Below are 22,189 nucleotides of genomic sequence, written 5' to 3'. Positions count from 1 at the left end.
AAAAGTTGTGGATCTTGAAGAATATTTTGTTTCTCAGTTGTAAGAAGCGGATCTAGCGTGGAGTGGTCAGTGCTTTACTGACATTCCAGTCGAGAAAAGTGAAAGGGGCATGCATGCCTGAGAAGATCGATGACGTCGATCAGCTCGTCAAGCAGCTCGCCGAGACGTTTGGGCGCCCGATCCGGTCGCCGATCCTGCATTGGCCGGACGAGTACGGTCTGGAGTACGAGTCGGTGTCCTTCCCGTCTGAGGATGGGGTTCCGCTGGATGCCTGGTTCATCCCGTGTAAAGGCTCCAAGAAGATCGCGATCGCCAACCACCCGATCTGGCACAACCGCTACGGGCTGCCCGCGCACCTGGAACCGTGGAAGCAGATTGGTGCCGCCGGGGGCAATGACTTCGAAGTCAACTTCATGGCCGACTACAAGAACCTGCATGACGCCGGATACAACGTGCTCACCTACGACATGCGTAACTTCGGGCACAGCGGGATCGGCAATGGCGGCGTGGGCAGCAACGGGATCTTCGAGTCCCGTGACGTGATCGGCTCGATCCAGTACGTGCGCTCACGCCCGGACACCAAGGACATGACCGTCGTGTTGTTCAGCCGCTGCTGCGGCATGAACGCCACGTTCATCGCTCATGACCGCAGGCCCGAGGTCTTCGAAGGAATCCCGGCCATCGTCTCCCCGCAGCCTGTTTCGCTGCGCCCGTTCTACGAGCGCATCACCGAAATCCTCGGGATCACAGACCGTTTGGACGATATCGAACGTGAGATCCAGCTGATCACCAGCTTCAAACTCGATGACATGTCGCCGATTCCCTACGCCAAGAGCATGACCATCCCGACCTTCCTGGTCCAGGTTCGCAACGATGCGCTGACCCGGGAAAGCGACGTCCAGGCGATCTTCGACAATATCCCGATCAGCGATAAGAAGATGTTCTGGATCGAGGACTCGACGAGACGATGGGACGGCTACAACTACTTCCCCAACAACCCCGAACAACTCATCGACTGGTTCGACACTCACACCTCGTGAGCTCGGTGTGGGGACTGCCTGCCGCCTCACGGCCGGGTGGTCCCCACACCTTCCAAACTTTCACGCTCGACGGCGGACGTTATCCAGGCGGCAGAGAGGCAGTGCACCGCAATGCGTTTCGATATCAAGACCGCCAATCACAACACCACCTGGCCTGAAATCCTGGCGGTGTGGCGGGAAGCCGACGGTATCGAGAAGTTCCACACCGGTTGGCTGTTCGACCACTTCTACCCGATCACATCCCCCACACAATCGGCGCCCAATCTCAGTGGGCCCTGCCTAGAAGGCTGGATGATGCTGGCCGCACTTGCGCGGGAGACCACCCGGCTGCGCCTGGGAACCCTGGTGACGGGCGTTCACTACCGCCATCCCGCTGTGCTCGCGAACATGGCCGCGACCGCCGATATCGTCTCTGGTGGCCGGCTTGAGCTGGGCCTCGGCGCGGGCTGGAACGAGGACGAATCAAATGCCTACGGCATAGAACTCGGCTCGCTGACGGAACGGTTCGACCGTTTCGATGAGGCCTGCCACGTCATCATTGACCTGCTCTCCCAGCAGACCACCAGCTTCCGCGGCCAGTACTTCACCGTCACCGACGCGTACTGCGAACCCAAGGGGCCACAGCGTCCCCATCCGCCGATTCTCATCGGCGGCAACGGGGAGAAGCGGACGTTACCTCTTGTCGCGCGGTACGCGCAGCATTGGAACTTTCCCAACGGCACGCCCCTCGAGTTCGCCCGCAAACGCGATGTGCTGCATGCACATTGCATGGAGCTGGGGCGCGACCCCTCGGAGATCCTGACCTCAGCCCACGTGTGGCTTACGTCGGGTTCTCCTGACGATATTTCGCGGCTCACAGATGAAATCGCCGCATTCGGTGCCGCCGGACTGGATGCCGCCGTCATCTACTTGCCACTCCCGCTGGACCCGTCGGTGCTCACCCCTCTGGCTGAGGCACTATCAGGCATCGCCTAACCCGTCACCAAGCACTACATACGAAAGGACTCACCATGGTAGAGATTCCCGATTCGATCCAGACAGTGCAGCCGTACCGCCCCACGGAGCGGCCCTTGGCCGGGAAAGTGGCCGTGGTAACCGGTGCCTCTGCCAATATGGGTGCCGCGCTTGCCCGAACGCTCGCCCACGATGGAGCCCTGGTTGTGGTGCACTATCGCAGCGACAATAAGAAGGACAAGGCGGCCGAGGTGGTCAGCCAGATCCAGGAGGCCGGCGGCGAGGCGGTGAGCTATCAGGCCGACCTGGCGGTGCCTGCCAACTGCACCAAACTGATCGACTTCACTTTCGAGGCGTTCGGACAATGGGACATCCTCATCAATACCGCCGGGATGATCGTGCGGAAACCTCTGGCGGACATCACCGAAGACGAGTATGACGCCGTCTTCGACACCAACGCCAAGACGGTGTTTTTCATGATGCGAGAGGCCGCACGCCGAATGGCCGATGACGGCCGGATCCTGAGCTTTATCACCGCCATGGTCGGCGCACTGGCGCCGACATACAGCGCCTATGCCGGATCCAAGGCCCCCGTCGAACATTTCACCAAGGCACTCGCCAAAGAGGTGGGTGGCCGCGGAATCACCGTCAACTGCATTGCACCCGGCCCCTTGCAGACGAGCTTCTTCTACCCGGCGGAATCCGATGCGAACATCGACTGGCTGCAGTCGATGAGCATCAACGGACAAATCGGGAGAGGTGACGACATACTGCCCGTAGCAAGACTATTGGTGCTCCCCGAAAGCCGCTGGACAACCGCGCAGACGCTCTATGTCAACGGCGGGATTCTCTCGACCATCAACTAGACCGCGCACAGACGCCCCCTTCGTCCGCCACACCAGCCAGGAACGAGCCGAGCTTATTCATGCCCAATGAGACAACCAAGCGCCGTGCACTGATCATCTTGTCGTCGGCACGCCAGCTGCCGCTGACCGAGCCTGCCGCTGTGCCATCCATCCCGATCGGGTTCTTTCATGTCGAGCTGGCACAAGTGCTCGCCGAGTTTGAGAATGACTACACGTTCACCTTCGCCACCCCGGATGGAGAAGTGCCGCAGATCGATACCAACGGCTTCTCTATCCCGTGGCACGCAACCGACAACATGACAGATGTCTATGCGGATTCGGTGCAGCAGTTCTCCGATCCGCATTTCAACATCGACGCCTACCGGCACAAATACGCCGACCTGGTCGAACGGCGGGAGCACGAACTGCGGCTCCTCGAGCGCCACCTCGGACAGCTGCCCATCACCGATCCACTGCCCTCCACCGACGCCGAAGTCCTGGCGTTCCGCCCCGAGCTGGTACGTCGAGTGCAAGCCTTGCAGCCCAAGCAATATGCCTCGCTGCCGGAGCTGATCCGCAAACACCGCGACCCCTCCGACGATTTCAGCCTCGCTGATTTCGACTTCATCCACGCTCCGGGGGGCCACGCCCCGATGGTCGACTTTCACAAAAACCGCTGGCTTGGTGAAGTGCTGCATCTGGCGCGGGAGAACGGCGTGTACATCTCCCTGATCTGCCACGCGCCGATCGCCCTAACCTCGACGAATTGGCGCGTCGACGAAACTGGCAGGCCAATTCAGGTGCAAGACAACCCTTTCCTGGCCGCCGAAGTCACCACCGTCGGCAGGGAAGGTGAAACCGGCATGCTGGACCAGGGATACGTCCACATCCCACCGGGCCCCACCCGGCTGGAGTACTTCGTCGACGAAGGTCTACGCGAAGCCGGGTTTACGGTGCGGACAGCCCCAGTCCCGACCGACCTCATCCTGCTGTCAGATACAGAAGTTGGGCTAGTAACCGGCAACGGACCACAAACAGTCGACATTCAGGCCGCCGACATCCGCGCCGTCCTCACCACATAGGCCACATAGACCACACGGACATTCCAGGCCACCAGGTTCGACGGGAGCTGGCCCGGGACACCGATGCCTCGGCTACGCCTAATTTGCACTACCGGATTTGCACTACCGACTGGATTGGCCGGGTATGCTGTCGGGCGAATGTGTTCTGCATTCACGAAAGTAAATGAAAGAAGTACAAGAATATGACGCAAGGAACCGTGAAATGGTTCAACGGAGAAAAGGGCTTCGGCTTCATCTCCCCCGATGACGGCAGTGCGGACGTCTTCGTCCACTACTCCGAGATCCAAGGTGGCGGTTTCCGCTCACTGGAGGAGAACCAGCGGGTTCAGTTCGAGGTAGGACAGGGCGCCAAGGGCCCCCAGGCCACCGGAGTGACCGCGATCTGATCTTTATCTTTACGGAATCTATGGGTCGGCAAGGGTTATCCTTTGCCGACCCATAGTTCGTTGGCTCCCCTTAACGTTGTGCAGCCCGGCGGCAGCCCCCGCCGACCTGACGTGATCAGATGAGCGCGCCGGACCGCTCCCCGGATGACTCCGCCCGGTCATCAGCCGGAGTTGCGCAGCATGTTCGTAACCTCGTTGTTCCAGTCAGCAACTTTTCGGTCGATACCGTCGCACGATGGCGTCCCCAGCAACATACGACACACCGGCCCCCGCCCCTGAGGAACAGGGTTACCACAAGGGGCTGAAGAACCGGCAAGTCCAAATGATCGGTATCGGCGGTGCCATCGGCACGGGGCTGTTCATGGGCGCCGGTGGCCGGTTGCACAGCGCGGGACCGGGCTTGTTCTTGGTCTATGCGGTCTGCGGTGTGTTCGTGTTCTTCATCCTGCGCGCGCTGGGCGAGCTGATCTTGCACCGGCCGTCCTCGGGGTCCTTCGTGTCGTATGCACGCGAATTCCTGGGCGAGAAGGCGGCATACGTCGCGGGCTGGATGTACTTCTTCAACTGGGCCGCCACCGCCATCGTCGATGTCACCGCCATCGCGCTGTACATGCACTACTGGAGCGCCTTCAAAGCCATCCCGCAGTGGGCCATCGCGCTCATCGCCTTGGTCATCGTGCTCACCATGAACACCATCAGCGTCAAACTGTTCGGTGAGATGGAGTTCTGGGCCGCCCTGATCAAAGTTGTTGCCATCATGGGGTTTTTGGTCATCGGAACCGTCTTCTTGGCGGGCCGTTTCACGGTCGAGGGTGCCGGCACGGGACCGTCGGTAATTGCGGACAACGGCGGCCTGCTGCCCGCCGGCCTGATGGCTTTGGTCATCGTCACCTCGGGAGTGGTCTTCGCGTACTCGGCTGTCGAACTGGTCGGCATAGCCGCCGGCGAGACCGAGAACCCGGAAGAGGTGATGCCCCGGGCCATCAACTCGGTCGTGTTCCGGGTCGCGGTCTTCTACGTGGGCTCGCTCATCCTGCTGGCGCTGCTGCTTCCCTACGGGACCTACAAAGCCGGTGAGAGCCCGTTCGTCACCTTCTTCTCCCGGATAGGCGTGCCGTACGCCGGCGACATCATGAACTTCGTGGTCTTGACGGCGGCTTTGTCGAGCCTGAACGCCGGCCTATACAGCACGGGGCGAATCCTGCGCTCCCTCGCGATGAACGGTAGCGCACCAAAGGTGTTGTCACGCATGACTTCCGGCGGAGTGCCATTCATGGGCATCGCGGTCACCGGCGCTCTCACGCTCGTTGGGATATTCATGAATTTGGTCATCCCTGCCGAGGCCTTCGAGACCGCCCTGGATCTGGCGGCCTTGGGAATCATCTCGTCGTGGGCCACCATCGTGATCTGTCAGATTCAGCTCTACCGGTGGTCGCAGCGGGGCATCCTGCAGAGGGGCAGTTTCCGAATGCCCGGAGCGCCATACACCGGCTACCTGACGCTGGCATTCCTGGCGGCCGTGGTGGTGCTCATGTGTTACGAGAACGCGTGGAACCTGATCGCGATCGCGGTGCTCGTCCCCGTGTTGACCGCCGGGTGGTACCTCTGCCGCGGTCGTGTCCTGCAGCTCGCGCGCGAGCGCATCGGATACACCGGCGCCTACCCGGTGATAGCGCACACTCCCCTGCTCGACGCCCCTCCGGCCGGACCAGAAAGGTAGCAGCAACGCGGCCCGGCAGACCGACTCAGCGGTTCCAGGTGTCTTCCAGCATGCGTGGCTTGCACGCCTGGAAGGCTCCGATACCCAGCACCGTGATCGCGACGAGCAGGAGGCCGAACGGCGCGTACCAGCCACCGGTCACATCGTGCAGCACGCCGAACAACACCGGGCCCAGGCAGGCGACGGCGTAGCCAACCCCTTGAGTAAACCCGGACAGCGCCGCGGAACCGGCGGCCGTGCGGGTACGCAGGTTCACCAGCGTCAACCCCAGCGGGAACGTGGACGGCCCGAACCCGAGCATGATCACCCACACCGCGGTCGCGGTCATCGGCAGCCACAACAGCCCGGCGAACCCGACGACGAAGCACACCAGGCATGCCACCACCAACGGGAACGGATTGCGCATACGCGCCGCCAACGGCGGGATGGTCAGCGTGCCGATGAATCCCACACCCGAGAAGAGCGCCACCATCACACCGCCGAGCGCGGCGCTGCCGCCGACCGAAGTCAAGATGGCCGGGATCCAGGTGAACATCGAATACGTGACCAAGGACGTCATGCCGAACATGCCGGCCATGCCCCACGCCAAGGGTGAGCGCCAAACCTGACCTACCACAGACGAATCCGCATGCGGATCAGCGGAGTGATCGACGACATCGTAGCCGCGACGCGCGATGACGACGCCGATCCACGGCAGCAGAGCGGCGATCGGAACCAGCACCCAGGCCGCCAGCGAGAATCGCCATCCGTACACATCGGCGAGGGGCACCGCCGTCAACGCCGGAACCGTGGTGCCGATCTGCAACACCGTGAGATAGGAAGCGCTCATCAGCGCGACGCGATGCGAGAAGTACCGCTTGACCAACGGTGGGATCACCACGTTGCCAATGCCCATACCGAGCAGCGCCACGCAGGACAGCACTAACAGCCCGCCGGTTGAGTTCATCGCGGGCCGGGCCGCCATACCGATAACCGTGGCCACCACCGCGGCCAGCGTCGTGCGCTCCAGACCGAATCGCTCGGTGAGTGCGGGCGTCACCAGCCCCGCGACGGCGAACATGGCTGTCGGCAGCATCCCGAACACGCCGATCACCGCGGAACCGAACCCGACCTCGTGAGAGATCTGGGTCAGCAGCGGGGTCAGCGAGGTGACCGCGGAACGAAGGCACAGCGCGAACAGCAGGATCGCAACCAGCACCATCAGGCGCCCACGGCGCAACGCGGCAGCCGATACGGCCCGCATCGCATCATGCGCGGCGGTTCCGGTGTCCTGCGTGGTCGCGGTCAACATCCATCCTCCTCTACGCCCCGGCAAATCATAGGATGAATGGATGAATATGTTCAAGGTGATTTCCGCCGCACGCTACGATGAGCCGTCATGCAGCCGGTCCGTCGCCAAACACTGATTGGCCAGGTCACCGAGCAACTCCGTGAGGAGATTCAGTCGGGACGCTGGGCCATCGGTGCGCGCATTCCCACTGAACCTGAATTGTGCGAGCTCACCGGAACCTCCCGCAACACAATTAGAGAGGCCGTCCAGGCCCTGGTGCACGCCGGAATGCTGGAACGACGGCAGGGCTCCGGCACCTACGTGCTCTCCGTCGGCGGCAGCGGCTCGGCCATCGCCGACTACTTCGCCGCCGCCAACGACCGCGATCTGATCGAACTGCGGCAGACCCTCGAAGTGACCGCCGCCGGGCTCGCCGCGCAGCGACGTGATGAGGATGACATCGAACAGCTGCGCGCTCTGCTGCAGCGGCGCAACGAGCTGTGGGCGCCGCTGCATGTCGCACCCAGGAATGTCGAGGAGGCCATCTCCACCGACATCGCTGTACACCGCGCCGTTGTCGCGGCCAGCCACAACGCCCTTTACCTGGAACTTTACGATTCACTTCTGGGCCAAATGGACCACTACATGCGCGGTAACCCGATCGGTGCGGAGTGCTCGTTCGAGCACGAACACACCACGCTCGTCGAGGGCGTCATCGCCGGTGATATCGATGCCGCCACGTCCGCCACCGAGAAGCTCTTTACGGAGCTGAGCCTGCGCCGAATGCCGCCCGGCCGGAACTTTCGTCACCATCCGCACGACTAGCTGAACGTGAAGATCGTCATCCCGGCAGCAGTCGCGCTGTCCTTGCTCGCCGGTTGTTCGGCGCATGAGTCCACGCCTGCCGAGCAGGCTTCCGAAGTCACCATCACGGACCAATGGGCCAAGTCCGCGCCCGACGGCTCCATGACCTCGGTATTCGGCACCGTGCACAACAACGGCTCCAGCGAGGCGCGCATCGTGTCTGCCACCTCTCCATCCGCCCGATCCGTTGAACTCCACGAGGTCACCGCGGGCGGACTGATGCGCCCCAAGGAAGGCGGGGTCGTCATTCCCGCCAACGGCGATCACAAGCTGTCTCCGGGCGGCGATCACGTCATGCTCATGGGATTGACCGCTCCCCTGCGTCCGGGTCAGGACGTCGTCATCACGCTGGCCTTCCAGGACGGCTCGACCAAGCCCCTCACCGCCCAGATCCGCGACTTCGCAGGCGGTAACGAGAACTACCAGCCCTGAGCATGACGCGTCGTTCTTTGTCCCGACGGGGACTCATTGTCGGCGGCGGCGCCGCTGCCGCCCTCACGGCGGGAGCCGGGCTGTCGGCATGGTCGGCCCAATCCCAAGCCGCGCGACCGCAAGGCGCCCCCACTCTCGAACCGTTCTACGGTGAGCACCAGGCCGGGATCATCACCGCACCGCAGTCGCACGCTCTGTTCCTCGCGCTGGATCTGCTGCCCGGCAGCAGCACAGACGAACGCGCCGCCCGTGACAACCTGCGGTCCATCTTGCGTCTATGGACCACCGACGCCGCCAGATTGACCCAGGGCCTGCCCGCACTCGCCGACACCGAGCCGGAATTAGCCACGACCACAGCACGATTGACGATCACGACGGGCCTGGGCCCGTCAGCGTTCACCAAGACGGGTCTGGCCGACAAATGCCCGGCCTCGGCACGCGATTTCCCGGCGTTCTCCACCGATAAACTCGATAAGCGCTGGTGTGGAGGAGATCTCCTGCTGCAGATATGCGCCGACGACATGCTCGTGGTGGCACATGCGGCCCGGGTCCTCTTGAAGAATGTGCGCTCGCTGGCCACCGAACGCTGGCGGCAGACCGGATTCCGCACATCGCGTGCGGAGGACCCCTCGGGGGGCACCATGCGCAATCTCATGGGACAGGTCGACGGGACCGTGAATCCCAGCGTCCCCGAGCTCGACAGCCTGCTGTGGCACCAGGGTGAGGATCATCAATGGCTCAGGGGCGGAACACTTCTGGTCCTTCGCCGAATCCGGATGGACCTGGACGGATGGGACCAGCTGGACACTAAACTCCGCGACCTGGTGATGGGCCGGCGAGCCGACACCGGCGCGCCACTGACGGGCGAGAAGGAGTCCGACGAACCCGACCTCGAGATGACCCGCGGCGGCATCCCGGTCATTCCCGCGACCTCACATATCGCGCTGGCCCGCCACCGCAATCCGCATGAGAAATTCCTGCGCCGCCCGTACAACTTCGACGATGCACCCTTGCCGGGCACATCGTCGAACTCCGGTCTGATTTTCGCGGCGTACCAACGGGATATCGCCACACAGTTCGTCCCGGTACAACGAAGGCTGGCCGAACGCGACGAGTTCAATCAGTGGAACACCGCGGTCGGATCCGCCGTCTTCGTGATGCCACCGGGTGCGGCCGAGGGCGGCTATCTCGGACGGTCACTGGTGGGCTAGCAGGCGGACCACCTCGGCCATAGACACTCCTTGCAAGTTAGGGTTGCCTAAGTTTCAATGGTGAAGTGAGCGTGATGTCAAGACCCGTCTCCACGGAACCCACGGTGAACATCGGTGAGGCGGCCGCCCTCTACGGCCTGGCCCCCTCGACCCTGCGATGGTGGGAGAAGCAGGGCGTCCTGAATGCGCCGACACAGCACAGCGGCCGTCGCACCTACACCGAGCGAGACCTGCGTCGCATCGGCATTGCGTACCTGTGCTGCATCACCGGGATGATGCCGCTGCGCCAGGCCGCCGTCGTGACATCACATTCCGCGCAACCCGATACCTGGCGCAGCGCGGTCACCGAGCAAGTCGCGGACATCTCCACCCGCATCGAGCAACTCGATCGCGCACGCGAATACCTCAACCACTTACTGTCCTGCCAGAACGAGGACATCGTCGATTGCCCGTACCTCGACGGCGAGCTCCGCATCCGTACCCCCCGCGGCCTGGCCGCCGGCACGAATCTGGTGTCAGCGGCACGCGGCGCCTGTGACGAATCCCCTCCGGTGCGTGACGAAATGGCAGCCGAGCTGCGCGGACGTTGCGGTTTCTGCGGCTCCGAACTGACTACCCACGGGAAGGGACGGCCGCAGCGCTACTGCTCCCCCGCCTGTAAACAGCGCGCCTACCGGCAGCGGCACGGTATGAAATGACGTGTGACCCCGCCCGCGTCTGAATCACCGGATCCGCTTCCACAGATCGCCCGGGCCCGCTCCATCCTCTTCTCCGCCCCACCGGCCGGTCGGCGGTGGAGCATCGGACTGCGCGCCGGTGCCGCCGTCGCCATTCCCGGGGCGCTCGTTGTCGCCGCTGGATATCCGAATGCGGCGCTCTACGTGACCTACGGGGCCTTCGCCGTTCTCTACGGCGAAGGGCGCCCCTACCGGGTGCGTGCCGCCGTCGTGGGCACCGCCGGTATCGCACTGTTGCTCGTCGCGGCGCTCGGCGCCACCGTCGGGGCCCACCCCCTCGGCGGTGTCGCGAACAAGGTGGCGATCATCCTCACCCTAACGGCCGTTGCGATCCCGGTGGTCTACACAGTGGACGCACTTCGGCTCGGACCACCGGGCGCATTGTTCTTCGTCCTGGTGTGTGGTGGCGCGCTCGGCGCAACGGAATGGGGTGTGGATCCGTTTCGGATTCTCGCCTGCGCAAGCTTGGGAGCGGTTGCGGCGGTAGTCGTTTCGATGGCGGGCGCCGCGATCGATCGCCACAAACCCGAACGCGCCGCGGTACAACAGGCGGTCGATGCCGTCGACGGCTATGCGCAGCCGGGCAACGCGACGGTCGACGCGCGCCACGCCGCAGGACTGGCTATCTCCTCAGCATGGACCGCATTGCACGACGCGGGATACTCCACGCAGTCGGATTCGCCCTTGGTGACAACGATGCTCGATACCCATCGCCGGTTCACCGAAACCGCGGTCGGCGCCAAGATGGTGCTCGACCACGTCATCCCCGGCGACCACGTCCTGGTGGTCCGCCCCAGCATCTGGTACCGGTTACGCCGCTCGGTGCGGTTCCGTTCGCACGCCACCATCACCGCAGGGCGCGTCGGCATCGCCTGCCTCGGCGCCGGCGCCATCAGTGCCGCGGTCGGGCTGACACGGCCGCAATGGGCGATCCTGAGTGCCCTCGTCATCGTCCATCTGGGTCCCGACCGGCTGCACGGAACGGTGCGCGGACTACAGCGCTTCGCGGGAACAGTGGTCGGGCTTGTTCTCTTCGCGGTGCTATACCAGCTGTCCCTCACCGGATACGCACTCATCGCCGCGATCGCGACCTTGCAGTTCTGCACCGAGCTGTTTCTGCCACGCAACTACGCCATCGCCGTCATGTTCGTGACGCCCATCGCACTGCTGTCGGCGGGCGTGGTCACTCTGCAGGGATCCGTCACCTCCATCGTGCGCGACCGCCTTGCCGAGACGTTGGTCGGCGTCGCCGTCGCCATGGCGTCGATGTACCTGATCGCGCCGCGCGCTCATCGCCGGACCTTCGCGTTCACCGAGGCCCGGATCCGGCGGGCGGCGCTGGCGCTGGTCGCCAGCGCCCGCGTCCAGCCTGCTCACGACGCTGCCTACGCAGAGGCCCGAGACCTCTCCTTTGAACTCGAGGGCGCCATTCGGGCCGGCGTGGACAGCGCACACAACGAGCCCGAATGGCTCCAGTCGCACTGGCCCGCGCATGCCGCACTCATTCACCACGGCTATGACCTGGTGGCGGCCTGCTGGGCCACTCCTCCCAACGTGATGCTCGCCGATCCCGACCGCTGGGAGCGCTGCTTCAGCGGCGATGACTGAACGTTGCCCGGCAATCTCGATGCACAGTCGTCAAGAACCCGTCAAGTTCCCATGGTCACACAATAATGTGATGAGCGTCACATCAGGTGGATACCCTCGGCAAACGCCGTGAGTTGACCCGGATCGCCACTGCCGGTCCTAGCCATCCGGGTGTCGATGTGGTTACGGTCGGACGGTACGAAGCCTGATACGAAACTCCAGTTGATACGAAACATGTTGTGGTGATGGTGATTTTTAGTGGTCGATACTGAATTGCAGACTGAAAAACGTTCTACCCCTACGTGGTCTATGAGCCACCCGACACAGTCGGACGCTCGGCACATGTGGCGCATCGCACGCGACTCCGGCGTGTTGGATGTCAACTCTTCTTACGCATACCTGTTGTGGTGCACTGACTTTCCCTCCACAGCGGCCGTCGCACGCGTCGGCGGGAAGCCCGTCGGATTCGTGACCGGATACCTCAGACCCTCCGGATCACTGATGATCTGGCAGGTGGGAGTCGACGAGGCGTACCGCGGAAGGGGTCTGGCCGCCAGCATGCTGGCCTGGCTCGCAGACTCCCTCGCGACGTTGCAGGGCGAGCCCCTGATCATGGAAACCACTGTTACACAGTCAAATACCGCTTCTCGTGCATTATTCGCCGGATTTGCCCGCCGGCGGGATATGGAACTCACCGAATCCGCCGGATTCGGCGTGGATCTGTTTCCCGATGCACATGAGGCAGAGCCGATGCTGCGACTCACTCCGCACGACCTACATAAAGCGCCCAGATAAAAGTGCCTAAAGGCACTGGGCCGAAAGGGGATACAGAAATGACCGCCACCTTGCCCGCTCAGGAAGCCGGGCTACCGAGGGTCATCAACGAACGTGAATCCGAGGTGCGAAGCTATTGCCGGAGTTGGCCCACCACCTTCGCCTCCGCCTCCGGATCCTGGCTGACCGACACCACCGGTGAGCGTTACCTGGACTTCTTCGCCGGTGCGGGCGCACTCAACTACGGGCATAACAACCCGGATCTCAAGACGGCCCTCATCGATTACCTGACGACCGACGGCGTGGTCCACGGCCTGGACATGGCCACGGTGGCCAAACAGCACTTCCTCGAGGAATTCGAGCGGACCATCCTGCAACCACGCGGCATGGACTACAAGGTGCAGTTCCCCGGGCCCACCGGAACCAATGCCGTGGAGGCCGCGCTCAAGCTGGCACGGAACATCACCGGGCGTGAGTCGATCATCAGCTTCACCAACGCATTTCATGGAATGACACTGGGATCGCTGGCCGTGACGGGCAATTCGATGAAGCGTGCCGGAGCGGGTGTGCCCCTGGTGCACTCCACCCCGATGCCGTACGACAACTACTTCGGTGGAGTCACCGAGGATTTCCAGTGGTTTGAGAAGGTCCTCGACGACGAGGGCGGCGGTCTCAACAAACCCGCCGCGGTGATCGTCGAGACCGTGCAGGGTGAGGGCGGGGTCAACGTCGCCCGCGCCGAATGGCTGCAGGCACTGTCAGATCTCTGCCGCAAGCGTGAGATCTTCCTGATCGTCGACGACGTCCAGATGGGTTGCGGCCGAACCGGCGCCTTCTTCTCCTTCGAGGACTCGGGTATCCGTCCGGACATCGTGACGTTGTCCAAGTCGATCAGCGGATACGGCCTGCCGATGGCACTGACGCTCATCCGGCCCGATCTCGATCAGTGGGCCCCGGGTGAGCACAACGGCACCTTCCGCGGACACAACCCGGCATTTGTGACCGCCACCGCGACGCTGCAAAAGTATTGGCGCGATGGCGCGTTCAGCGAGGACGTACGCCGGAAGGGAGACCGCCTCCATACCGAGCTGTCCGCATTGGTGGCCGACGACGATTCGGTGACGGTGCGTGGCCGCGGCATGGTCCAGGGCATCGTGTTCGCCGATGCCGAGCGGGGCTCGCGCGTCAGCAAGGCCGCGTTCCAGCGAGGTCTGCTCGTCGAGACCTCCGGCCCCAAGGACGAGGTCGTCAAGCTGCTGCCCGCACTGACCACCACCGACGAGCAGCTCGACATCGGCATTGCCACCTTGCGTGAAGCCATCGCCGAGTCCGCCTAGAAGCCGAACCCAACGAGAGAGGAGTTACTGTGATCGTCCGTACTACCCAACAGATCACGGGCACCGAACGCGACGTCAGCGGCGAAGGCTGGCATAGCAAGCGGATCGTGCTGGCGGATGACGGAGTGGGGTTCTCGTTCCATGAGACCACCATCGATGCGGGAACCGTCCACGTCTTCCACTACCAGCACCACATCGAGGCGGTATGGCTCACTGCCGGTACCGGCACGCTGACAAACCTGGAAAACGGCGACGTGTTCACACTCGGGCCCGGCAGCATGTATCTACTCAACGGCAATGAACGACACCAACTTTCCGCCGATACCGAGATGCGCATGATGTGCGTGTTCAATCCTCCCGTCACCGGGCAGGAGGTCCACGACGAGTCCGGCGCATACCCGGCCGCGCCCGCATTCTCATGAGCGCTCCCGCGATCACAGATCGCTACCCCAGCCGGCTCGAGACCGAGCGGCCTCCCATCGTCAGGACGGAGCCTGTGGTCTGGGGCTCCACGGACCAGGGGCCACTCGCGCCACCGGCGCTCACTCAGATGTCGGATCAGGGATTCCTGATCCGGCCGAGCACCGTCGACGATATGACGGTCTCGACCTTGCGCAACGAAATCGACAGAGTGCCATCACAACTGGGCGATGATCCCAGGGTCATCAGGGAGGCCCGATCGCATGAGGTGCGGTCGATCTTCGAGGCACACATCCTGAGCTCCGTGGTCATGGACGTCGCACGCTCGCCGGGAGTACTCGACGTTGCCGAGCAGCTACTGGGCGGGCCCGTGTACCTGCATCAGTCCCGTATCAATGCGATGCCCGCGTTCCGGGGGCGCGGCTTTTACTGGCACTCGGACTTCGAGACCTGGCACACCGAGGACGGGCTCCCCCAGATGCGCACCGTGTCCTGCTCGATCGCGTTGACCGTCAACGTCGCCTACAACGGGACGCTGCAGGTCATGCCGGGCACGCACCGCACCTTCTACCCGTGCGTCGGCGCGACCCCGCACGATAACCATCGGAAATCTCTGGTGGAGCAGGAGATTGGCGTTCCCTCCACGCTGACCCTCGCCGAGGCCGCACTCACAAGCGGTATCGAACTGTTCCTCGGGCAGCCGGGGGACGCGCTGTGGTTCGACTGCAACCTCATGCACGGGTCTGGGTCGAACATCAGTCCCTACCCACGATCGAATGTGTTCCTCGTGTTCAACTCGGTCCACAACGCACCGGAGCGGCCCTTCGCCGGGTCCGAGCCACGTCCGGAGTACATCGCGGCGCGGACCTGTACCCCGCTGACCAGCCAATCGCCGGGCACGCCCTGATGGCGACCGCCGGCCCGGACTTCCAATCACCCGAGGGCCGGCGGACTCTGCACCGGGCCATCGCGGCATCGGCGATGGGTAACGCCACGGAGTGGTACGACTACGGCGTCTACGCCGCCACGACCGTCTTCCTGACGCAGGCCTTCTTCCCCACCCTGGGTACCGCGTTCACGATGCTGGGATATGCGATCTCGTTCCTGCTTCGCCCCCTTGGCGGAATGATCTGGGGACCGCTGGGTGACAGGCTGGGCCGCAAGAGCGTCATGGCCATCACCATTGTGCTGATGGCGCTGTCCACCACGCTCATTGGTGTGTTGCCCAGCTGGGCGACCGTCGGAGCGGCCGCGCCCGCGTTGTTGATTCTGCTGCGCGTGGTGCAAGGTTTTTCCACCGGCGGCGAATACGGTGGTGCGGCAACGTTCATGGCAGAGTTCGCGCCCGATAAGAAGCGCGGCAAGTACGGTTCCTTCCTCGAGTTCGGCACCTTGGGCGGCTTTGCCACCGGCGCCGCCTTCGTCCTGATCCTTGATGCCACCCTGAGCCCCGAAGCCATGCAGTCCTGGGGTTGGCGTGTTCCGTTCCTGGTCGCACTTCCGATGGGTCTGATCGGCTGGTATCTACGAAGCCGCCTCGACGATCCGCCCTTGTTCAAAGAGATGCAGGAACAGGAGCCGCAAGGCCAGGAGACTGCGTTCGAACGGCTCAAAGATCTGGTGCGTGACTACAGGCGGCCCATGATCGTGATGATGCTGCTGGTCATCGCGCTGAACATCACCAACTACACCCTGCTCAGCTATCAGCCGACCTACCTGAAGACCCGGCTCGGAATGACCGAGACGCAGGGTCAGATCGTCATCCTCGTCGGCGAGGTCGCCATGATGGCGTTCCTGCCCTTCTGCGGCGCACTGTCGGATCGCGTGGGGCGCAAACCCATGTGGGCGTTCTCCCTGACCGGACTGCTGCTGTTCTCGCTGCCCATGTTCTGGCTCATGGGGCAGGGATTCGTTTGGGCAATAGTGGGTTTCGCGACTCTCGGATTGCTGTACATACCGCAGCTGTCCACCATCACCGCGACCTTCCCGTGCATGTTTCCCACCCAGGTGCGCTATGCGGGATTCGCGATCTCCTACAACCTGTCCACTGCCGCGTTCGGCGGCACCGCACCTCTGGTGAACGACCTCATGGTGGACAAGACCGGATGGGATCTGTTCCCCGCCGCCTATCTCATGGCGGCCTGCGTGGTCGGGTTGTGCGCCCTACCGTTCCTCATCGAGACAGCCGGAGCCTCGATCGCCGGAACAGATGTCCCCTGTGCGGATCCCGACGAGGCCGCAACGGCCCCGCCGGACGACGCCGCCGTTCGCGCCTGACCCCCGTCAGTACTCTTAGGTTAGGATGGGCTAAGTAACGGCCCGGATGTGTGTCAGCCGGAGCCACGTCGAGTACGAACAAAGGTCACATCACCATGGGTAGAGGCTTCCAGGGCGCGGTGCTGCGCGGGCTCGGGGCACGTGATCACGTGGCCACCGTGGTCGGTACCGCGCAGGTCACGCCGAATTGTGTGCGGCTGACGATGTCGGCGCCGACACTTTTTGAGGATCTGCTGCACACGCCGACCGAGTGGCTGCGGTTCTGGTTCCCGGACCCCGAAGGTGGTGCCACCGAGCATCAGCGGGCCTACACGATCGTCTCGACCGATGCCGAGGCCGGCGAGATCGCGATCGATGTGGTGATCCACGAGCCCGCCGGTCCCGCGTGCCGATGGGCGATGTCGGCTCAACCCGGAATGACCATTCCGGTAGTAGCTTTCGGCTCGGCACGTTTTGAGGTCCCCGAGGATCTTCCGGCCGGATTCCTGCTCATCGGCGACTCGGCATCCATCCCGGCGATCAACTCCATCCTGGCCGCCCTGCCCGCCGACGTGGACGTCGAGATCTACCTGGAACGCCACGACCCCAACGACGACCTCATCCCCCTGACCGAGCATCCCCGCCGGCGGCTGCACTGGGTGGACCGCGCCGACGAAACCTCACTGGCCGGCGCCATCGAGGCCCGCGACTGGTCCAACTGGTATACCTGGGCCGGCCCGGAGGCCGGCTCACTCAAACATCTACGCAAACGCCTCAAGGAACAGTTCGGATTCCCGAAGGCCGACGTGCACGCCACGGCCTACTGGACCTTCGGGCGCGCCATGGGAAGCCGCCGCGGAGACACCGACACGCATCGGCCACCGGTAGCGAAACCCGCTACACCGAAACCTGTCGCCGAGAATCCGGCCGCCCCCTCCAAACCTGCAGCGCCCCGAGGCCGCTGGCGTTCGCAGGCTGCCGGGGAGTTGCTGGCGCCGGTCAAGAAGCAGATGATCGCCGGCGGTGTGCTGCAGGCGATCATCACCATGGTCGAGCTGGCACCCTTCGTGGTTCTCGTGGAACTCACCCGTCAGCTGCTCGCTGGGGCCGACGAATCCCGCTTGTGGCACACCGGAATGATCTTCCTGACGCTGCTGGTGCTCGGCGCCACCCTTGGCGCGGCACTCACCGTCTGGCTGCATGTCGTCGAGATACGGTTCAGCGCCGATGTTCGGCAACGGCTCCTGTCGAAACTGTCCCGAGTTCCGTTGGGGTGGTTCACTCAACGCGGTTCGGGATCGGTCAAGAAGCTGATCCAGGACGACACCCTGTCGCTGCACTATTTGATCACCCATGCGATCCCCGATGCGGTGGCCGCCGTCGTCGGACCAGTGGCGGTGCTCATCTACCTCTTCGTCGTCGACTGGCGCTTGGCACTCGTACTCCTCATCCCCATCCTGGTCTACATCGTCACGACGGCGACCATGATGTTCCAGAGCGGCCCGAAGATCATCGAAGCCTCACGCTGGAGCGAACGGATGAGCGGAGAATCGGCCGCCTATCTTGAAGGCCAGCCGGTGATCCGGATTTTCGGTGGCGCGGCAGCGTCCTCATTCAAACGCAAACTAGACCTGTATCTCACCTTCCTCAACGAATGGCAGCGACCCTTCATCGGGAAGAAGACCTTCATGGATCTGGTCACCCGGCCTACGACCTTCCTGTGGCTCATCGCCGGAGCCGGCACGCTGTTCGTCGTCGCCGGGACCATGGAACCCACCACCTTGCTGCCATTCCTGGTGCTCGGCACCACCTTCGGCACCCGCCTGCTGGGAATCGCATACGGCCTCGGCGGTATTCGCGGCGGAGTGGAGGCCGCGCGGCATATCGCGGTTGCCCTCGGCGAGACCGAATTGACCGAGCAGGCCTCGCAGGGCCATGCCGGGGAGACTTCTGTCTCCTTCGACGCGGTGACGTTCGGGTATCGGCCGGGGGTCCCTGTGATTCACGGTGTCACCCTGACGCTGCGGCCCGGAACCGTCACGGCGCTCGTCGGGCCGTCCGGCTCCGGAAAGTCAACGCTGGCTTCCCTGTTGGCAAGATTCCATGACATCGATGGCGGCGCCATCCGTATCGACGGCACCGACATCCGTGCCCTGACTCCCGATGAGCTGTACACCAAGGTCGGATTCGTTTTCCAGGATGTGCAGCTGGTCGCCGGGACGGTTCGGGAAAACATCGCACTGGCCCGGCCCGAAGCCACCGACACCGAGGTCCAAACAGCGGCCCGCGACGCGCAGATCCATGAGCGAATCCTGCGGCTGCCCAACGGTTATGACACTGTCCTGGATACCAACACCCAGCTCTCCGGCGGCGAGAAACAGCGCCTGACCATCGCCCGCGCGCTGCTGGCCGATACCCCGATCCTGATCCTGGACGAGGCCACCGCCTTCGCCGACCCCGAATCCGAATACCTGGTGCAGCAGGCCCTGGGCCGGCTCATCCACAACCGCACCGTGCTGGTCATCGCGCACCGACTACACACCATCACCGATGCCGACCAGATCGTGGTCTTGAACGGGGGCCACGTCGCCGAAACCGGCACCCACACCGAGCTCCTGACCAACAACGGCCGGTACCGAAGGCTCTGGGAGGGCCGCCTGCAAGAACCCGCGACCGTCCTGGCCGGAGAGAACATCTGATGCTTACCAACCTGATTCGCCTCATCCCCCCCGCACACCGCAGCTCGCTCTACACCTACGGGGTGCTCTCGGTGCTCTCGGTGCTGCTACGCGCCGCGGGCTGCCTGCTGCTGGTGCCGCTGCTGGGCGCCCTGTTCGGCGCCACCCCCGCCGATGCGCTGCCGTGGCTCGGCGTGCTGACCGCGGTCACCGTGGGCGGCTGGATCACCGACACCGCGCTGGCCCGCATCGGCTACCGCATCGGATTCGCCCTACTCAACGACTCACAGCACCAAGTAGCCGACCGGCTCACCCACATCCCGCTGGGCTGGTTCACCGCCGAACGCACCGCGATGGCCCGCCAGGCCATTTCCTCCGGCGGCCCCGACCTCGTGGGATTCATCTCCAACCTACTGACCCCACTGATCGGCGCAGCACTACTACCGGCAGCCATCACCATCGGGCTCTTCTTCATCTCGTGGAAACTGGGCGTCGCGGCGCTCATCACGTTGCCGCTGCTACTGGGCACGCTGCTGGCCAGTATCCGCATCGTGCGCACCGCCGACGAAGCAGACACCAAGGCGCACAGCGCACTCACCGAACGCATCCTGGAATTCGCACGCACCCAAGCCGCCCTACGGGCCAGCCGACGTGTCAGCCCTGCCCGCAGCCAAGCCGGCCACGCCGTCGCCACAGCACGCGGTGCGACCATGCGGCTGCTGCTGTTCCAGATCCCCGGCCAGCTGCTGTTCAGCATCGTCAGCCAAATCGCCCTCATCCTGCTGGCCGGCACCGCCACAGCACTAGCAGTACGCGGAGAAATCGGAGCCCCGCAAGCCGTCGCGCTCATGGTCATCGTGGTGCGGTTCCTGGAACCCTTCACCGTGCTGGCCGCCCTGGCCGGTGCCGTCGAGAACTCACGCGGCGTGTTCGAGCGCCTCAATTCGATCATCACCACCCAGGCCCCCGACCAGCCCGGGGACGCCATCGCATCCGCCCAAACCCCGGCCCCACGTATCGAATTCCGCAACGTCACCTTCCGCTACGACGGCGCCAACGAACACGTCCTCACCAGTGTTGACTTCACTCTGGAACCGGGAACCACCACCGCAATCGTGGGGCCATCCGGCTCCGGGAAAAGCACCATCCTCGCGCTTATCGCCGGGCTACAACACCCAGAAAACGGCCACATCCTCATCGACGGAACCGATGTCGCGACATTGGACACCGCCAGCCGACGCGCGCTGGTGAGCATGGTGTTCCAGCATCCCTATCTGTTCGACGGACCCATTCGCGACAACGTTCTCGTCGGACACCCCACCGCCACAGACCACCAAACCCGCCAAGCCATGGCACTGGCTCGTGTCGACGAAATCATCGAACGCCTACCGGATGCCGAACAATCCCGTGTCGGCGAAGCCGGCACCGCACTATCGGGCGGCGAACGCCAACGCGTCAGCATCGCCCGCGCCCTCATCAAACCCGCCCCCGTGCTGCTCATCGACGAAGCCACCAGCGCCCTAGACACCGAAAACGAAACCGCCATCACCGAGGCCATCAACAACGACCCACGCACCCGCACCAAAATCATGATCGCCCACCGACTCAACGCCATCCGCAACGCCGACCACGTCCTATTCATCGACGACGGCCGCATCATCGAACAAGGCTCAATCACCGAACTCACCGCCCTCGAAGGACGCTTCACAGAATTCTGGCACCAACAAGAATCCACCACCGGATGGCGCATCACCGCAGCCACCAACTAGACAGTGGCCACCAGAAACTCCTCGGCAGATAACCCGGTGCCGGGCACATAGCGGTCGATCAGTTCGCGCCCCGATACGTATGACGCATCGGAGAAACCGCACTCGCGCGCCAGGGAGAGCAGCAGGTCCGGAAAGAAGAAGCTCACCCATGGGGTGCCGGATTCGGCCGCCTTGGTCATGATCATCTGCCGGATCGGGCGCTCCCCCGCTTCGAGCAGTTCCAGCGGCAGCAGGAACGTCATGGCCAATGCCGAACCCGTTGCCAGCGAGGCACATTGTCGCAGTGTCTCGACGACGGCGTCACGGCTCAGATACATACTGACACCGGTGGATGCCACCACCGCAGGTTTGTCGGGGTCGAATCCCGCGATGAGCAATTGATCTCGCCAGGAACCGCCCGCCTCGAAGTCGACCGGAACCAGTCGATGCCACTCAGGAATCTCGAATCCCAGCTCGGTCAGCCGATTTCGTTTCCACGCTTGAGTGCCGGGCTGGTCCACCTCGAAAACGGTGAGCCGCTCCCCCGCATCGGGATTGCGCTGCACGAAGGTGTCCAAACCGGCGCCCAGGATGACGTACTGTCCTACGCCGTCTGCCGCCCGCTGCTCAACGAGATCCTCGACGAAACGGGCCCGCGCCACCATGCCCAAGCGGGAGACCCTGGAACCTCGCGGATCCATGTCAGGGCGCCCATGCCAGTCGTCCAACGGTGCCACCAGTTGCAGACCGATGCGATCGGTCAACACATGCGGCGGTGGATCCAGTTCCACATGCAAAGCCCGCCAGAGCGCGGTGCGCACGGCGGTGTGATCGGGTTGGCCGGTGCC

General features: G+C 63.7%; 20 protein-coding genes. 18 read left to right on the top strand and 2 right to left on the bottom strand.

The annotated features are described in order from the left end of the window. Positions 1 to 113 precede the first annotated feature (113 nt). The 6 genes from DSM43276_RS09940 (at position 114) to DSM43276_RS09915 (ending at position 6,027) form a co-directional block, all read left to right on the top strand. Positions 114 to 1,040: an alpha/beta hydrolase family protein gene (locus DSM43276_RS09940; RefSeq protein WP_078330607.1), complete on the top strand. Its 927-nt coding sequence runs from the start codon at positions 114 to 116 to the stop codon at positions 1,038 to 1,040. A 111-nt stretch (positions 1,041 to 1,151) separates the two neighbouring features. Further along, complete coding sequence (locus DSM43276_RS09935) at positions 1,152 to 2,015, top strand: LLM class F420-dependent oxidoreductase (RefSeq protein WP_078330606.1); 864 nt, start codon at positions 1,152 to 1,154, stop codon at positions 2,013 to 2,015. A gap of 35 nt (positions 2,016 to 2,050) precedes the next feature. Beyond that, positions 2,051 to 2,860: an SDR family oxidoreductase gene (locus DSM43276_RS09930; RefSeq protein WP_078330605.1), complete on the top strand. Its 810-nt coding sequence runs from the start codon at positions 2,051 to 2,053 to the stop codon at positions 2,858 to 2,860. Between the two features lie 59 nt (positions 2,861 to 2,919). After that, entirely contained in the window at positions 2,920 to 3,921 is a 1,002-nt protein-coding gene (locus DSM43276_RS09925; RefSeq protein WP_234803071.1) for a type 1 glutamine amidotransferase family protein, read from the top strand. Positions 3,922 to 4,103: 182 nt separating this feature from the next. Continuing rightward, complete coding sequence (locus tag DSM43276_RS09920) at positions 4,104 to 4,307, top strand: cold-shock protein (RefSeq protein WP_078296271.1); 204 nt, start codon at positions 4,104 to 4,106, stop codon at positions 4,305 to 4,307. Between the two features lie 235 nt (positions 4,308 to 4,542). After that, on the top strand, positions 4,543 to 6,027 hold the full coding sequence (locus tag DSM43276_RS09915) for an amino acid permease (protein WP_078330604.1): 1,485 nt from the start codon (positions 4,543 to 4,545) through the stop codon (positions 6,025 to 6,027). A 25-nt stretch (positions 6,028 to 6,052) separates the two neighbouring features. Here the strand turns inward: DSM43276_RS09915 and DSM43276_RS09910 are convergent, their stop codons facing one another. Then, the gene (locus tag DSM43276_RS09910) at positions 6,053 to 7,270 is read right to left on the bottom strand and encodes a CynX/NimT family MFS transporter (protein WP_078330671.1); all 1,218 of its coding nucleotides are present in this window, start codon (positions 7,268 to 7,270) and stop codon (positions 6,053 to 6,055) included. 135 nt (positions 7,271 to 7,405) lie between these two features. Between DSM43276_RS09910 and DSM43276_RS09905 the strand changes: the two genes are divergently transcribed. The 12 genes from DSM43276_RS09905 (at position 7,406) to DSM43276_RS09850 (ending at position 21,362) form a co-directional block, all read left to right on the top strand. After that, a complete protein-coding gene (locus DSM43276_RS09905; protein ID WP_078330603.1) occupies positions 7,406 to 8,122 on the top strand; it encodes a FadR/GntR family transcriptional regulator in 717 nt (238 codons plus the stop codon). A 6-nt stretch (positions 8,123 to 8,128) separates the two neighbouring features. Next, positions 8,129 to 8,593 carry a copper chaperone PCu(A)C gene (locus tag DSM43276_RS09900; RefSeq protein WP_078330602.1) on the top strand — a complete coding sequence of 155 codons (465 nt, stop codon included), beginning with the start codon at positions 8,129 to 8,131 and terminating at the stop codon, positions 8,591 to 8,593. Between the two features lie 2 nt (positions 8,594 to 8,595). After that, the gene (locus DSM43276_RS09895; RefSeq protein ID WP_078330601.1) at positions 8,596 to 9,804 is read left to right on the top strand and encodes a Dyp-type peroxidase; all 1,209 of its coding nucleotides are present in this window, start codon (positions 8,596 to 8,598) and stop codon (positions 9,802 to 9,804) included. 74 nt (positions 9,805 to 9,878) lie between these two features. Continuing rightward, positions 9,879 to 10,502, top strand: coding sequence for a MerR family transcriptional regulator (locus tag DSM43276_RS09890; protein ID WP_078330600.1), 624 nt, complete (start codon positions 9,879 to 9,881; stop codon positions 10,500 to 10,502). 3 nt (positions 10,503 to 10,505) lie between these two features. Then, on the top strand, positions 10,506 to 12,149 hold the full coding sequence (locus DSM43276_RS09885) for an FUSC family protein (protein ID WP_078330599.1): 1,644 nt from the start codon (positions 10,506 to 10,508) through the stop codon (positions 12,147 to 12,149). 288 nt (positions 12,150 to 12,437) lie between these two features. After that, positions 12,438 to 12,923, top strand: coding sequence for a diaminobutyrate acetyltransferase (ectA, locus tag DSM43276_RS09880; protein WP_078330598.1), 486 nt, complete (start codon positions 12,438 to 12,440; stop codon positions 12,921 to 12,923). A gap of 38 nt (positions 12,924 to 12,961) precedes the next feature. After that, positions 12,962 to 14,239 carry a diaminobutyrate--2-oxoglutarate transaminase gene (gene ectB / locus DSM43276_RS09875; RefSeq protein WP_078330597.1) on the top strand — a complete coding sequence of 426 codons (1,278 nt, stop codon included), beginning with the start codon at positions 12,962 to 12,964 and terminating at the stop codon, positions 14,237 to 14,239. A 29-nt stretch (positions 14,240 to 14,268) separates the two neighbouring features. Next, complete coding sequence (locus tag DSM43276_RS09870; protein ID WP_078330596.1) at positions 14,269 to 14,661, top strand: ectoine synthase; 393 nt, start codon at positions 14,269 to 14,271, stop codon at positions 14,659 to 14,661. Next, entirely contained in the window at positions 14,658 to 15,566 is a 909-nt protein-coding gene (gene thpD, locus DSM43276_RS09865; protein ID WP_078330595.1) for an ectoine hydroxylase, read from the top strand. The genes DSM43276_RS09870 and thpD overlap by 4 nt, the downstream gene beginning before the upstream one ends. A 74-nt stretch (positions 15,567 to 15,640) precedes the next feature. Next, entirely contained in the window at positions 15,641 to 16,936 is a 1,296-nt protein-coding gene (locus DSM43276_RS09860) for an MFS transporter (RefSeq protein ID WP_078330670.1), read from the top strand. Between the two features lie 95 nt (positions 16,937 to 17,031). Beyond that, complete coding sequence (locus DSM43276_RS09855; protein WP_078330594.1) at positions 17,032 to 19,614, top strand: ABC transporter ATP-binding protein/permease; 2,583 nt, start codon at positions 17,032 to 17,034, stop codon at positions 19,612 to 19,614. After that, positions 19,614 to 21,362 carry an ABC transporter ATP-binding protein gene (locus DSM43276_RS09850; RefSeq protein WP_078330593.1) on the top strand — a complete coding sequence of 583 codons (1,749 nt, stop codon included), beginning with the start codon at positions 19,614 to 19,616 and terminating at the stop codon, positions 21,360 to 21,362. Before DSM43276_RS09855 ends, DSM43276_RS09850 begins: the two co-directional genes overlap by 1 nt. On the opposite strand, the gene DSM43276_RS09845 is transcribed toward DSM43276_RS09850, so the two are convergent. Next, positions 21,359 to 22,162, bottom strand: a complete 804-nt coding sequence (locus DSM43276_RS09845) for a class I SAM-dependent methyltransferase (RefSeq protein WP_268807881.1) — start codon at positions 22,160 to 22,162, stop codon at positions 21,359 to 21,361. The two genes, DSM43276_RS09850 and DSM43276_RS09845, sit on opposite strands and share 4 nt — an antisense overlap. Between the last annotated feature and the right edge of the window lie 27 nt (positions 22,163 to 22,189).

Source organism: Mycobacteroides salmoniphilum (assembly GCF_004924335.1).
GTDB lineage: Bacteria > Actinomycetota > Actinomycetes > Mycobacteriales > Mycobacteriaceae > Mycobacterium > Mycobacterium salmoniphilum.
Note: the sequence above shows the minus strand (reverse complement) of the source record. Positions and strands in the feature narration are given on the sequence as shown.